13 protein-coding genes are annotated in these 15,136 nt (G+C 34.9%); 10 read left to right on the top strand and 3 right to left on the bottom strand.

The genetic code is table 11. The features are described 5' to 3' along the window. Positions 1-6: 6 nt before the first annotated feature. Positions 7-825 carry a GLPGLI family protein gene (locus JML65_RS12645; protein WP_202271065.1) on the top strand — a complete coding sequence of 273 codons (819 nt, stop codon included), beginning with the start codon at positions 7-9 and terminating at the stop codon, positions 823-825. A 77-nt stretch (positions 826-902) separates the two neighbouring features. Then, positions 903-2,030, top strand: a complete 1,128-nt coding sequence (locus JML65_RS12640; protein ID WP_202271064.1) for a TlpA family protein disulfide reductase — start codon at positions 903-905, stop codon at positions 2,028-2,030. Between the two features lie 188 nt (positions 2,031-2,218). Here the strand turns inward: JML65_RS12640 and JML65_RS12635 are convergent, their stop codons facing one another. Continuing rightward, positions 2,219-4,348, bottom strand: coding sequence for a S9 family peptidase (locus JML65_RS12635; RefSeq protein WP_202271063.1), 2,130 nt, complete (start codon positions 4,346-4,348; stop codon positions 2,219-2,221). Between the two features lie 122 nt (positions 4,349-4,470). Between JML65_RS12635 and JML65_RS12630 the strand changes: the two genes are divergently transcribed. Next, the gene (locus JML65_RS12630; RefSeq protein WP_202271062.1) at positions 4,471-4,944 is read left to right on the top strand and encodes a hypothetical protein; all 474 of its coding nucleotides are present in this window, start codon (positions 4,471-4,473) and stop codon (positions 4,942-4,944) included. A gap of 11 nt (positions 4,945-4,955) precedes the next feature. Further along, positions 4,956-5,144 carry a DUF6496 domain-containing protein gene (locus tag JML65_RS12625; RefSeq protein WP_047489275.1) on the top strand — a complete coding sequence of 63 codons (189 nt, stop codon included), beginning with the start codon at positions 4,956-4,958 and terminating at the stop codon, positions 5,142-5,144. Positions 5,145-5,221: 77 nt separating this feature from the next. Here the strand turns inward: JML65_RS12625 and glgP are convergent, their stop codons facing one another. Further along, positions 5,222-6,886 (bottom strand): alpha-glucan family phosphorylase, encoded by a 1,665-nt coding sequence (gene glgP, locus JML65_RS12620; RefSeq protein ID WP_202271061.1) that lies wholly within the window; start codon positions 6,884-6,886, stop codon positions 5,222-5,224. Positions 6,887-7,090: 204 nt separating this feature from the next. On the opposite strand from glgP, the gene JML65_RS12615 reads away from it, so the two are divergent. The 5 genes from JML65_RS12615 to JML65_RS12595 all read left to right on the top strand — a co-directional run bounded on the left by JML65_RS12615 (position 7,091) and on the right by JML65_RS12595 (position 13,825). Continuing rightward, positions 7,091-7,888: a hypothetical protein gene (locus JML65_RS12615; RefSeq protein ID WP_047489269.1), complete on the top strand. Its 798-nt coding sequence runs from the start codon at positions 7,091-7,093 to the stop codon at positions 7,886-7,888. A 158-nt stretch (positions 7,889-8,046) separates the two neighbouring features. Next, on the top strand, positions 8,047-10,152 hold the full coding sequence (locus JML65_RS12610) for a T9SS type B sorting domain-containing protein (RefSeq protein ID WP_202271060.1): 2,106 nt from the start codon (positions 8,047-8,049) through the stop codon (positions 10,150-10,152). 98 nt (positions 10,153-10,250) lie between these two features. Then, complete coding sequence (locus tag JML65_RS12605; RefSeq protein WP_084086857.1) at positions 10,251-10,841, top strand: DUF1572 domain-containing protein; 591 nt, start codon at positions 10,251-10,253, stop codon at positions 10,839-10,841. Positions 10,842-10,908: 67 nt separating this feature from the next. After that, the gene (mtaB, locus tag JML65_RS12600) at positions 10,909-12,255 is read left to right on the top strand and encodes a tRNA (N(6)-L-threonylcarbamoyladenosine(37)-C(2))-methylthiotransferase MtaB (RefSeq protein WP_202271059.1); all 1,347 of its coding nucleotides are present in this window, start codon (positions 10,909-10,911) and stop codon (positions 12,253-12,255) included. A gap of 52 nt (positions 12,256-12,307) precedes the next feature. Next, a complete protein-coding gene (locus JML65_RS12595) occupies positions 12,308-13,825 on the top strand; it encodes an FMN-binding glutamate synthase family protein (RefSeq protein WP_047489261.1) in 1,518 nt (505 codons plus the stop codon). Between the two features lie 70 nt (positions 13,826-13,895). Here JML65_RS12595 and JML65_RS12590 read toward each other — a convergent pair whose 3' ends face one another. Continuing rightward, on the bottom strand, positions 13,896-14,639 hold the full coding sequence (locus JML65_RS12590; protein ID WP_202271058.1) for a hypothetical protein: 744 nt from the start codon (positions 14,637-14,639) through the stop codon (positions 13,896-13,898). Between the two features lie 55 nt (positions 14,640-14,694). On the opposite strand from JML65_RS12590, the gene JML65_RS12585 reads away from it, so the two are divergent. Continuing rightward, the gene (locus JML65_RS12585; RefSeq protein ID WP_115920283.1) at positions 14,695-15,132 is read left to right on the top strand and encodes an RNA-binding S4 domain-containing protein; all 438 of its coding nucleotides are present in this window, start codon (positions 14,695-14,697) and stop codon (positions 15,130-15,132) included. The last annotated feature ends 4 nt before the right edge of the window (positions 15,133-15,136 follow it).

Raw genomic sequence — 15,136 nt, 5'->3', positions numbered from 1 at the left:
TTGATTATGAAAAGTTTATTAATTATACTACTAGGAACTGTGATGTTTTTTTCTCAGAATAACAGGTTCATCTATGAAGTGAAATACAAGAAGGATTCAACTTCAAAAGAGATCACCAGAGAAAATTATTATCTTGATATTACAAAAGATGATCTGGCCTATTATAACAGACTGAATTATATTAATGATTCAATATTCAGTGTTACCGGGCAATATACATCTGGTAGGCTGACTTCTTTCCTTATCAAAAAGAACAATAGCAACATCTTTCAAAACTATGAATATATCGGTGATGCAACCTTCTATAAATTATCTGAAGAACCCAAACAACAATGGACTATTACAGACAGTATAAAAGTTTCTAATAATTTCCGGCTTCAAAAAGCTAGTACTCAATTCGGAGGAAGAAACTGGATCGCATGGTTTACTAAAGATATTCCAATGCCCTACGGACCTTATAAGTTTAACGGATTACCGGGATTGATTATGGAATTGTATGATACTCAAAAGAATTACTATTTTAATGTGATTAAGAGTGAAAAGATTCCGGATGATTATAAACGTAATTCATTAAATAATTATATACTCAGAGCAATTCCCGTTACGCAGAAAGATTTAAATAAACTAAGGTTGGACCTCTATTCCAATCCCTTTAAATATGTATTGAATGGAAATTTGACCATGCGCGAAGGGCAGAAATTGTTGTTGGAAGACGGAACCGTTCTCTCCAAAGAACAGCTGAAACCTGCCGAAGGTAATGAGAGAAAAAAAATAAAAGCTTTTAATAACCCCATAGAACTGGATAAGGTGGTGAAATATCCATAAATAAAATGTGAAAAATGCTGCTGTTCTCAGCTTTTTTGTGTTTTTAGTTATATTTATTATTGTAAAATAAGCTTTAAATGAAATATAGGTTTTTCATATTCAGTATCAGCCTCATTTCTCTGAATTTTTTTTCTCAGAATAAATTAATTGTTGCTGGAAAAGAGATTAAAAATCAATATCAAGAAACGCTAAAGTTATTAAGTGCATGTAATGAAAAGTATTATAAAGGGTTTACCGGAGATTCTTCTGTTATAAAAAATAATATTTACAACTTCAGTATTCCAGATTATAATGATGATATTCCCAGACCTTTTCGTTTTTTATTTAAAACTGGGAAAAATAAAGTATTTAAAGTTTCAGACATTTTTTATCTTTCTAAAAAGACTAGTAGAGTGAATTTTAATTTTGGAAATAATGAAATTATACTCAATAGAAAGGATAAGGTTTATAATGAAATACTTAATTATGAATCTTATATGAAATCATACACAGCTAAAAAAAATGAATTGGATAGCATTACGTTTCGTATTAATGAAAGCAATCATTTTAAACTTGAGAAAATAACAACAGACAGTTTGCAAAATTTATATAAAAAACTTGATCAGTCTGAAGATTCTCTGTTGTTAAGCCTGTCAAAAAAAACACCGGATTCTTATATTTTATTTTGGAGATTAGTACAAAAATTTGAATCTAAGGGATATAAAAATGGATACGATCAGATTTTCAATAATCTAAACACTTCAGTAAAGAAATCTTCTGTTGGGTTGATTTTTGATGATCAGTTAAAAAAATCAGAAAAGATAGCTCTAGGCAGTTTATTTCCTGATTTAATTTTTAATAACAGACATGTTCTGGCAGAGTTGGGTATTAAGTATACTCTTATAGATTTTTGGTTTTCTTATTGTCAACCCTGCATAGCTGATTTTCCAAAATACAAGGAAATGTATTCAAAATATCATCATAGTGGTTTTGAAATTTTAAATATCTCTACTGACAGAACTAAAGATAAAGACAATTGGAAGAGAGTAATTAAAGAAAAGGAACTTATCTGGGATCATTTTTTAGATGAAAATGGTATGAAAGCTAAGCAGTATAATATTAATAAATTTCCTACGAATTTTCTTTTGGATGTTTCTGGAAGAATTATTAAAAAAGATATTACTCCTGAAGAACTGGAAATTTATTTAAATGAGAATCTAAAGTAATGATCGCTAAATTATTTATTCAAAGAGAATGCTTTAAGGCTTATTAAATGAATGAGAGATGAAAAATAAAAGCTTTTAATAACCCCATAGAATTGGATAAAGCGGTGAAATATCCATGAACAAAATAAAAATCCCTTTCAAATTTTGAAAGGGATCTATAGTAAGTTTTATTTGTAAGAAGTACTTTCTTATAAATTGTTTAAGATAAAATCAGTCATTTTCTGATAAAGCTGTGGTCTTGTCTGTCCTCCATAAATTCCGTGATTTTTATCCGGATAAGCCATGAAATCAAACTGTTTTTTATTTTGAATCAAAGCTTCGGAAAATTCCATGGAATTCTGGAAATGTACGTTGTCATCAGCTGTTCCGTGGATCAACAGGAATTTGCCTTTCAATAAATTAGCATATTCTGTAGGTGAGTTTTTATCATATCCATCAGCATTTTCCTGAGGGGTTCTCATAAATCTTTCAGTGTATACAGAGTCATAATATCTCCAGTTGGTTACCGGTGCAACAGCAATTCCCATCTTGAAAACATCTGCTCCCTTAGTCATTGCCAAACTTGTCATATAGCCTCCGAAGCTCCATCCGAACATTCCGATTCTGCTCTTGTCAATATAAGATTGGGTACCGAACCATTTAGCCGCAGTAATCTGATCTTCAATCTCATATTTACCTAAGTTCATATACGTTACTTTCTTATATTTAGCTCCTTTATAGCCTGTTCCACGTCCATCTACACAAGCAACGATATACCCTTTCTGCACCAAATGATTGAACCACATGGCATTTCCGTTATCCCAGGAATTGGAAACCTGCTGAGATCCCGGTCCTGAATATTGGAACATGAATAAAGGATATTTCTTAGTAGGATCAAAGTTTTTAGGTTTCATGATCCATGCATTCATCTGATCACCTACTGCATTGGGAATGGTAATGAATTCCTTTTCAGCAAAATTATCAGTTTTTAATTTTTGTAACTGATCATTATTGTTCTGAAGTTCTTTTACAGCCTTTCCATTTCCGTCTTTTAAAACATAAGTATAAGGTTTTGAAGCCGTAGAAGAGGTCTCAATGAAATAATTATAATTTTTGCTGAAGTTGGCAGAATTGTTTCCTTCCGTATTAGAGATAAGCTGAGATTTTCCGTTTTCAATATTTACTTTAGAAATTACCTTGTTGATACTTCCTTTTTCAGTAGTCTGAACATAGATTTCTTTAGATTTTGGATTGAAACCATAATAATCCGTTACCTCCCAGTTTCCTTTAGTGATTTGCTTCTTAAGCTTACCATCTTTGTCATACCAGTATAAATGACGGTTTCCATCTCTTTCAGAAGCCCAAAGGAAAGAATTGTCTTCTAAAAATTCTAAAGTAGGACTATCCGTATCAATCCATTTGTCATCCGTTTCAGTAAATAATTTCTGAACAGCTCCGGTTTTAGTATTGACCTTTAAAATATCTGAAGCGTTTTGAATTCTTTCGGAAGTAATCAAAACAATTTCATCAGCTTTTGCCGTTTGAAAAACGTTAGGAATATAATAGTTTTTAAAAGATCCTAAATTCAATGGCATTGTTTTTCCGCTGTCCAGACGGTATAATTGTGCAGAAACTACAGAATTCTTTTCACCAGCCTTAGGATATTTGTAACGCATTTCAGCAGGATAAAGATTTTTTCCATAGATAGGAATATAAATTTCCGGAACCTGGCTCTCATCAGATTTTACAAATACAATAGCATCAGAATTTTTTGTCCATTCATATTGTCTTGCATGCCCGAATTCTTCTTCATATACCCAGTCTGCCAATCCATTGATAATAGAATTCTTCTTACCCTCATTGGTTATTTGTGTGATCTTTCCGGAAGTCAGATCCTGATAGAATAAATTATTATCAGAGATAAAAGCTATTTTCGTAGCATCAGGGGAAAATCTAGGTTCCTGAACAGTTTTGCCTTCATTTAAGCTGATTACTTTTCCTGATTTTAAATCTTTTACATCAAATTTTCCAAGAAAAGAATGCCTGTAAATAGGCTGGCTTCCTACTTGTAAGAGAATTTTAGACTCATCATCAGAAAATTCATAGCTTTCAAATTTTCCATCTACAAGGTTTCCTTCTTTCTGAGAAGTTTTGTAAGAATATTTTGCGATTCCTGCCGGTTCTATAACCAGATAGTTTTCGCCGTTTTTCATAGATGTAATCCCGGCAATACCCTTACCACGGTAATATCCTGAATATATTTTATCTAAAGTAATTTCCTGTGCCGATACAGTTTGGAATGCCGCAGCAATCGTAAGCGTTAAGAATAGTTTTTTCATTTCTAGCATTAATGGATTTCAAAGATAATAATTTTATTAAAATGTGTAAAAAAAGCTTTTCAAATAAGACTTTTGGCAGAAAAATTGAATATCATTAAGTATAATCAAATCAAATAATAATTATGGAAACAAATGCATACAACCAGAAACTAAACCGTTATGTATTGAATGACAGAATTGTTTATACAGGTTTTTCCAGTTTTAAAGACGCTGAAGAATGTGCCCAAAAAAAAGGAGGAACATTAGTGGAAGTGAGTTTTAAAGATGGAAATGATAACCCTCAGATTACAGATGAAGCCGGTTTAATAGAAAAAAAACTTCATTACTATGTGTATGCAGGCGATGAATATAAATTTATCCATTCATCTGATCCCGGATTTAGAAAATATGCTGATGAGTTGCAGAAAATAAAAGCAAGAAATGATAAAACAAGTCCGGATGAACGGTATTTTGCCAATTTTGAGATCGAAAATGCAGAAGACCCGATTATTATCCTGAAAAATGATCAATTTGAGTCAGTAACTTCACGAGAACGTTCAAAATATATGAAACATGCCTGTGTTTATGAATTAGGGGTATCCCTGGTAAAATCTTAAAAAAAACGATCATGAGCAAGACAAAATATTCAGATAAAGCTCAGGACAAAGTAGGAAAAGTAATGCACGAATTCAAGGAAGGGAAATTGAAATCTTCTTCCGGAGAAAAGGTGACCAACAGAAAACAAGCCGTAGCAATCGGTATTTCTGAAGCAAGAGAAAAAGGCTTAAAAGTGCCTGCAAAAAAGAAAAGCAAATAATCTTTAATGAAAAATCCGTGGAGAACTTCTTCACGGATTTTTATATTTTAATATTTAGGATTTTCCTTGTAATCTTTTTATTGCTGACCGTTATAAAGTATCCTGTAATATTCATCCGCCATGCGATCACTGTTGAACTGATCCTTTACATCATTCATTGCATTATGCTGGATTTTTCTCCATTGATCAGGATGGTCATAATATGTCGGAAGAATTTCGTTTTCAAGGATTTCATATAGTTTATGTAAATCATAATTATCCTGCTCATAGATGCTCATATTCAGATAATCTGCCTTAGGAACCACAAAAGAATTTTCTCCATGCTTGGCGAATTCAGGAATCCAGCCGTCATCTGTGGATAAATTCACAGAACCATTCATAGCGGCCGTCATTCCGGAGGTTCCGGAAGCTTCTCTGGGAACTCTCGGATTGTTTAACCATAGATCGGAACCTTGCTTTAAAGATTTACTTAAAGAAAGCTCATACCCTGTAAGCACGGCTATACTTTTATGATTTTTACTCTCCTCAACCAATGTATTGAAGATAGAAATAGCAGAATAATCCATGGGATAAGGCTTACCCGCCCATATGATCTGTACAGGATATTTAGGATTATTCAGAAGTCTGTAAAACCTGTCTTTATCATGTAAAAGAAGTTCTGCACGTTTGTATCCTGCAAACCTTCTGGCCCATACAATGGTGAAAATATCAGGATTAAATAAATTTCCTGTTTGATCAGCAACAATACTGAAGAGCTTTTTCTTTAAATGCTTTTTTCTATAATCGAAAGCACTTGCATCATTTTCATCTTTAGCATGGTAAAGAGGCTTATCTGCCCAATATTTGAATTCCTGAGCATTGGTAATGGATGTGATTTCACAGATTCCCGGATATTTACTCCACATTGTTCTGGAAACTGTTCCATGAAGCTGAGAAACCCCATTGGCCTTTCTAGCCATTTTTAAAGCACAAAGAGAATGATTAAATCGTTCATCATCCGTTCCTTCTATACTTTTTATTTCTTCCATACTGTAACCGGAAAAATAAGACATATCATAGCACAATTTGAGATTGTGCTTTTCGTTTCCTGCCTCTTCCGGAGTGTGGGTGGTAAATACTAGTTTTTCTCTGACTTTATTGAGGTCTCCATTGTATTTTTTCAACAGGTGGAATGCCGCAGGAAGTCCATGGGCTTCATTCAGATGATATACCTCTCTTTCAACGTTCATCTCTTCCAGTAGTTTAGCGCCACCTTTTCCCAGTAAAATATACTGAGCAAGCTTGGTAGATTCGTTGGCATCGTAAAGTTTGTGACAGATTGTTTTGGAAACATGGTCATTTTCCGGAACATCCGTTGAAAGAAAGAACATAGGAGCTGTATTGAAAGTCTCAGGATCAAGATACCATACTTTTACCCAAACCGGAGCACTGTGGATTTCGATCTGAAATTTTATCCCGGTGTCTACAAGAAAGCTGTACATTTTTCTTGTCCATACCGGTTGTAGTGTTTGATCGTGATTTCTTGCCTGATCATAATAACCAAATTTCCAAAGGATTCCGATTCCGATAAGGTCCTGCTTCAGGTTATATGCACTCCTCATATGGGAGCCTGCTAAAAATCCGAGTCCTCCGGAATATATTTTCAACACCTGCTCAAGGGCAAATTCCATTGAGAAATAGGCGGTTTTTTTTGAATATTGGGGATTAACGCTGTAAGGTATTTTGAAATTCCTGAAATCCATAAATGCTGATTTGTGTTAGAAGGAGCAAAGGTATTGATTATGAAAATAAACTCTACATTAATTATTTGATAAATAAACCTGGAAAGTAAATATCGGATTGTTTTTTTACTTACCTTTAAGAGTGTAAAATTTTGATTATCAAAAACTTTTAGTGGTGAAAACCGATGATTGCATGTGTTCTTTAATTCAATAAAAAAATCACACATGAAAAAGACATTTTCTGAAGAAGATCTGATAAAGAATCTAAGTTTATATTACCTGAACAGGCATTTGAAAAAAAAGCCCATAGAAAAGTACCACCGTACAATAGATGAATCTCAGCTGCATGACCGTGAAAAATATAGAAAGAAGTCCGAAATATTACTTCTCAACTCTTTTATGCATCATTTTCCCGAGGTGAAGTTTGAGGATTTCACTTGTGAAAGTCCCGATTTTATTGCGAAATTAAATGATAAAAAAATTGGAATAGAGCTGACTGAAGTCATCAATCATCTGGAAATGAAGAAGGTGGAAAGTACCTTGAATAAGATATTCCGTCAGGCAGAAATATTATTGGAACAGGAAGACACTACGAAATATCGTGGTGTTTATTTTTTAGAATTCCATACCAATGTAAGATTTGATAATCTTGAACATCAGGAAGAAAATATAATCAGTATTTACAAAAGCATTAAAAAAAATAAAGCAGTCGGCTGTGTGAAAAGTCTTCGGAAATCTTTCCACCGCAGGAATGTCTTTATCACCCATGAATATAGTATGAACCTTTTTGATGAGCTCTGCTCGGAAAAGATTTTGGAACTTATTGAAAAGAAAAATGAAAAATTTCCATACTATGACACTTCTGTAGATGAGTGCTGGCTGGTCATAGTTTCAGATATGAATTCTATTGCTTCCCGATATACTTTTATTCAGGACAAAGAACATCTGAACGAAGTGAAAAGTCCTTTTCATAAAATCTTTCACCTTGAAAATCTCTGTGGAAATATTACAAGTATAAAATAAACTAATGTAATGCTTGGATTTTACAAAGATTTATTGTTTTAATTTGTAATATTTCAAAATTATTTGAATTTTATTGTTTGTAATTAAATTATAGGTATATTTGGTATAGGTTGGTATCAGCCTGATTTAAACTGATTTAACCATAAAAACATATATCTATGAGGAAACTTTTACTTTTCATTCTTTTTTGTATATCTCAAACTTTTTATTCCCAGGCAGATTGTGCAACGGCATTAGCTGTTTGTGGAAACTCAGATATTACCTACAGTCCTACAGGATATGGTAATATAAAAGAATTGGTAAATTCTGGAAGTTGTTTGGATGCAACGGGTGAGCATAATTCAATTTGGTATAAAATTACGATTGCCACAGGCGGAACACTTACCTTTGATCTGGTTCCCAATAATCCGGATGCCGATTATGACTGGGCTATTTTTGGGCCCAATGTAACCTGCGGAAGTCTGGGAGCACCCATACGTTGTAATGCAGCAACAGTGATTGGAGTAGGCCCCTCTACAGGACTAAATATGACAAGTACGCTTCTAAGTGCTGTAGGAGGTTCTACCACTCCTTACTGTAAATATATGGATGTTTTACCCGGACAAACTTATTATTTGTTTATTGACAACTGGGTGAGCAGCACCAGCAGTACGACAGCTCCATTTTCTTTGACTTGGGGTGGTACAGCTACACTGGCATCGCCGTTTACAGATCCGAATATTCAGACGTATCCTTTTATTCCCCCAGGGATTGCTCCGGTAAATCCGGCTGATCCAAGGGAAGTTATTATATGTGGAAGTACTGAATTATTTGATTTTTCTATTTTATCCGCCGGAATACTTAATGGAAACCAAAGCTTTAGCGTGAGTTATCATACCAGTCAGAATGAAGCACTAACGGGAACTAATCCTATTACTGCTCCAAGAACAGTGAATACCACTACCGTTTTTTATTATAGTATTAGCTACACAGATGCGACAAATCCAAATAATCCACTTAATAAATGTAAACAGATCGGGAAATTTAAATTCAAAGATGGTTCTATCAAAGTGAAAAATGCTACATTGACAGCATGTAACAATAATAATATGGGTACGGCATTGTTTGATCTGACATCAGCAGACATTATTGCGAGTACTACTGTGGTTAAGAAATACTATCATTCTATGGCTGATCTCAATGCCGGAACTAATGAGATTACTACACCAATGGCATTTCTATCTGCTGAAGCTACAGTTTATGTAAAAGTAATTTCTGAGTTCGGATGTAGTGCTGTTGCTCAAATTACTTTGAAATTTTATCCACAAATCATTGTCACTGATGCTACGATAAGATCATGTTTTATTGAAACAAACCCTTCTACGGCATTATTTAATCTTACAGGAGCCAGTGTAACTACACAGCCGGGAGCCGGGAAAAAATATTATCCGTCACTTACAGACGCGATCAATCAAACCAATGAAATTTCTAATTCTTCCAATTATATTGCTCCAAGCGGATATGTATATGTAAGGGTTTATAATGCACAGGGTTGTTATAATATTGCCAGAATTACACTGGCCGTTATCCCACCGGTATATTCGGATATCCTTAAAGACAAAAACATTTGTGCAGAAGATACCACTACTTTAGATGCAGGACCTGGATTTAAAAGTTATGAGTGGAGTACAGGAGCCACTACTCAAAGCATTACCAATGTAGGAATAGGAACCTATTGGGTGAAACTTAAGACTGGAGATTGTACTGCCATACAGAATGTAAAAGTATTGCCATCTGATCAGCCAGTAGTTTCAGGAATTGATATCACGAATAATACTGTTACCGTATCTGTAACGGGTGGAAATCCTCCATATAAATATTCTATGGATAACATAAACTGGCAGGATTCCAATGTCTTCAAAAATGTATCAAGAGGTGATCATAAAGTATTTGTAAAAGATGCTTACAATTGTGACCCTATTGAAGTGGATATTGTTGTTCCGAACTTAGTGAATGTGATCACTCCCAATCAGGATGGCGTGAATGATGTTATTGATTACTCTGCATTGGCCGGTAAACAGAACTTTGTCATGGATATTTTTGATAGGTATGGAAATAGAATTTTCAGGGCCGATAGAACCAATGGTTACAAATGGGATGGCACAGAAGGAGGAAAAAAAGTATCCACAGGAACGTATTGGTATTCTGTAACCTGGAATGAGAGTGATAAAAAGAATACGCCTATCAAATTTTCCGGATGGGCACTGGTGAAAAACAGAGAGTAATAGACATGAATTATTAAATACAATACATAGATAAAACCACTTCATTTGAAGTGGTTTTTTTCTTAAAAAGTCTTATTTTAGATATCAAAATTAAAAGCATGAAGCAACTCTTTATTAAGCGTTTCGAATATTATAAATCTCTCGGTGATAAGACATTCGGACAATTGTCCGAGGAACAGATTTTCTGGCAGTATAACGAAGAAAGTAATTCTATTGCTGTCATTGTAAAACATATTGCAGGAAATATGCTTTCGAGATGGACTCATTTTTTGACTGAAGACGGCGAAAAATCATGGCGTCACCGTGATGAGGAGTTTAAGAACACTTTCAAAACAAAGCAAGAAGTTACTGAATATTGGGAAAAGGGGTGGGCATGTCTCTTTGATGCTTTAAACCAGATTACTGATGATAATATCTATTCCACGATTTATATTAGAGGAGAAGCTCATTCTGTGGTTGATGCTGTCTTCAGGCAGCTTGCTCATTATCCTTATCACGTAGGACAAATTGTATACCTGGCAAAAATGATGAAAAATGAAGAGTGGAAGACACTTTCTATTGCAAGGAATAAGTCACAGGAGTTTAATACAGAGATGATAAATAAAGTTTCAAGGGAAGAATCCGATCCCAATTCATCTCCTGTATGTTTTCAAAATAGCCCCGAAGTAAGGGATGAATACAAGCAATAGATTGAATCAATCTTTAGTTCTTATTAAAAATTACTATCTTTGCACCCATAAAATTCAGGAGTAACAAATGTCTACTTTTCACAGAACTGCCGCGTTTCACACACTTGGCTGCAAATTAAACTTTGCAGAAACATCTACTATTGCCCGTCAATTAACAGATGCAGGTTATGATAAGGTAAGCTTTGATGATAAGGCTAATGTGTATGTAATCAATACATGTTCGGTAACAGAAAATGCAGACCGTGAATGTAAACTTCACGTAAAAAGAGCAATGAAGGCTAACCCGGAAGGGCTGGTTGTTATTGTAGGATGTTATGCACAGCTGAAACCCGAAGAGATTTCACAGATTGACGGAGTAGATTTGGTATTGGGAGCGAAAGAAAAATTCAATATCCTAAGTTACCTGGATGATCTGGAGAAAACAGAAAACGAAGGAATTGTTCACTCATGTGAAATTGAAGAAACCGACTTTTTTATCGGAAGTTATTCGATTGGGGACAGGACCAGAGCCTTTCTTAAAGTTCAGGACGGATGTGATTACAAATGTACTTACTGTACCATTCCATTAGCAAGAGGGATTTCACGTTCCGATACTATTGGAAATGTCCTTAAAAATGCTACAGAAATTGCGGCAAAAGATATTAAAGAAATTGTTCTTACAGGCGTAAATATTGGGGATTACGGAAAAGGAGAGTTTGGAAACAAAAAACATGAACATACGTTCCTGGATCTTATTTCCGAACTTAATAAAGTGGAAGGAATAGAAAGAATCCGTATCTCATCTATTGAGCCTAATCTTTTAAAAGATGAAAGTATAGAACTGGTTTCGAAAAGTAAAAGTTTTGTTCCGCATTTCCATATTCCATTGCAATCCGGAAGTGATGATTTGTTGAAAAAAATGAAACGTCGTTATCTTACCAAGCTCTATAATGACAGGGTGAATAAGATTCGCGAAGTAATGCCTGATGCTGCTATCGGAGTAGACGTTATCGTTGGATTTCCGGGCGAAACTGAGGAAAGATTTATGGAAACGTATAATTTCCTGAATGAACTTCCCATTACTTATCTTCATGTATTTACTTATTCTGAAAGAGAAAATACAGAAGCGGCTGAGATGGAAGGAGTAGTTCCTGTAGCTGAAAGAAAAAAACGTAATAAAATGTTGAGAATTCTTTCTGAAAAGAAGAAAATGGCATTTTATCAGACTCAATTGGGTAAAACGCTTCCTGTACTTTGGGAGCATGAAAATAAAGATGGAAAAATGTTTGGCTTCACAGAAAACTATGTGAGAGTCCAGAAAGACTTTGATCCTGCCTTTGTAAATCAAATAGAATTTCTAAATTTAGAAAAAATCCTGTCAGATGGCACGGTTTCTGTGCAATCTTCTTACCAAAATTTTTTAGCAAAAGCATAGGCTCTTTGCAAAAATTCTACTAAATTTATTTTTAACTTTAAATACTACATTCATGAGAGATAAGTTTTTATCTTGGGGAATTGTATTAGTAACTGCTACGTGGATTGTAGCGTTACTGATCAGAGCGCACTATTGGATACCCATCCTGCTGTCCGCCATCTATGCATTAGGTGTTTACAATGCGTACCAGTCTAAACATGCTATTCTGAGGAACTTTCCTGTATTAGGGTACTTCAGGTACTTCTTTGAAAGTATTTCACCGGAAATGCAGCAGTACTTCATCGAGAGGGAGACAGATGGGAAGCCATTTCCAAGAAATCAGCGTTCTGCAGTATACAGACGTGCCAAAAATTTAAGTGATACTGTTGCTTTTGGTACACAGCTGGAGGTTAATCATAGAAAATATGAAGGAATTAAGCATTCTATTTATGCAAAGTCACCATCAGAAGAGCTTCCAAGAGTTTGGGTAGGTGGAGAACAATGTACACAGCCTTACCATGCTTCTTTATTTAATATTTCAGCAATGAGTTTTGGTGCATTAAGCGACAGAGCTCAGATCTCTTTAAATAGAGGTGCTAAAAAAGGTAATTTTTACCACAATACTGGAGAAGGAGGAATATCTCCCCACCATATGGAAGGAGGCGATTTATGCTGGCAGATTGGGACCGGTTATTTTGGATGCCGTGATGAAGAAGGAAAATTTAATCCTGAATTATTCACGAAATACTCAAACTTGCCGAATGTGAAAATGATCGAGATCAAATTGTCTCAAGGTGCTAAACCAGGACATGGAGGGGTGCTTCCGGGAGTGAAAAATACTCCGGAAATTGCAGCAATCCGTCACGTCACACCGGGGATGACCGTTATTTCACCACCATCACACTCTTCTTTTCATGATGCAGCAGGATTGCTGAAGTTTGTACAGCATCTGAGAGAGCTTTCCGGAGGTAAGCCGATCGGGTTTAAGCTTTGTATAGGAGATACTAAAGAATTTGAAGATATCTGTGTACAAATGAACGTACTGAAAATCTATCCTGACTTTATCACTATTGATGGAGCAGAAGGGGGGACAGGAGCTGCTCCGCCAGAATTTTCAGATGGTGTAGGAATGCCTTTGGAGCCGGCACTGATCTTTGTAAACAGAACACTGAATAGCTACAACGTAAGAAATAAATTAAGAGTAATTGCCAGTGGTAAAGTACTTACCAGTCTGGATATTTTAAGAGCTGTTGCTATGGGAGCTGATATGTGTAACAACGCCAGAGGTTTTATGTTCTCTTTAGGATGTATTCAGGCCTTACGTTGTAATTCCAATAACTGTCCTACCGGAGTGGCTACTCAGGATAAAATGCTGATTAAAGGATTAGATGTTACCGATAAAAGCGAGAGGGTATATCACTTCCACAAAAATACGCTTCATACCTGCAATGAATTGATTGCTGCTGCCGGAAGAAGTTCTTATGAAGAAGTAGATGCTACCATGTTTATGAGAGGTGATGAATTTGACCATCTTGCCGACTTATACTTCCCGGATATTCTGGGTAATGTAAAGCAAAAAGCTAGATCTTAAATGTAAAACAGAGTATAAAATAAAATCCCCACAATGTTTCATTGTGGGGATTTATTATTTTTTATCGAGCTTAATCAGCTGCCCTTGGTGTATTTTTATAGACCTGGAAGTTGAAGACAAAAGTCCTGTTTCTGAAAGAATACCCACTGTAATTGTAATGAGAATCTCTTGCAAAAGCAGCTCTGGACGGTACTATAATAACCCCTTGAAGATTATAGCTTTCTCCATCTGCTTTATCAAAAGCTTTATATTTCTGTAAAGCCTCATTAAAGCCTTCAATCATATAATAACTTTTTTGCTTTGCTATATCTGTAGTCGCATTTTTGATTAATTTATTGTTGTTTTTGATATAGTAGAATTTCGGATCAACTACTGGAATTCCGGTTTCACTGATGGTGTTGTAATTAGTCAAAGGTGTTTTTGCTCCATATACAATACTTCCGTTGTTATCAGTGGCTACAAAAGTCAGCGCGTTCATCATGATACGTAAACTGTCCCCTTTAGCAATTGCTACTCCATTAGTAGGCTGGGCATCAGGTCTTGTAATGAAAACCGTACCTGATGGTAAAGTTTCGTTAGGAAGAGCTGATAATTTCTTTTCATTATCATCACTGGCGTCTGTTGTACTGAAAGTTCTTACATTTCCCTGTGCATCAAGGTAATTTTCATCCATAAACTTTTTAATCGCCTGATCATCATAGCTGTTTTGGACGTTAATGTCTTCAGGTTCATTAATGGTATCTACTACATCATCTTTTTTACACGCCGTAAAACATAAAGATCCTGCAAGGATATATAAAAATATTTTTTTCATTTCAAAAAAGTTTAATTACTTTACAAATAATATAACGGCAAAAGTATAAAAAATTATGAGAATAGATAAATTTTTATGGTGCATTCGTTTTTATAAGACGAGAAGTATTGCAACAGAGGAAATTAAAAAGAACAGGGTTTCAATGGGAACGTCCGCCGTAAAGTCGTCAAAAGAGGTAAAAGAAGGAGATGTTATCAAAATTCGGAAAAATCAGATTGATTATAAAATAAAGGTAGTTCAGATTCCTAAAAGCAGGATAGGAGCAAAGCTTGTCTCCCTTCACATACAGGATGTGACAGATAAGGAACAGTATGAATTGCTGAAACTTCGTAAAATGTCCCAGGATTATTACAGGAACAAAGGGGAAGGCAGACCTACTAAAAAAGACAGAAGAGAAATGGACGAATATGTGGGTAATGATATTGATGCAGACTTTACAGATTGGGATGATTTCTTTGGAGAAACAGGTGACGAAACCGAAAAAGAAGATTAAAAAT

The sequence above is a fragment of the Chryseobacterium sp. KMC2 genome (assembly GCF_016756935.1).
Classification (GTDB): domain Bacteria; phylum Bacteroidota; class Bacteroidia; order Flavobacteriales; family Weeksellaceae; genus Chryseobacterium; species Chryseobacterium rhizosphaerae.
This window is presented reverse-complemented; position numbering and strand designations above follow the sequence as displayed.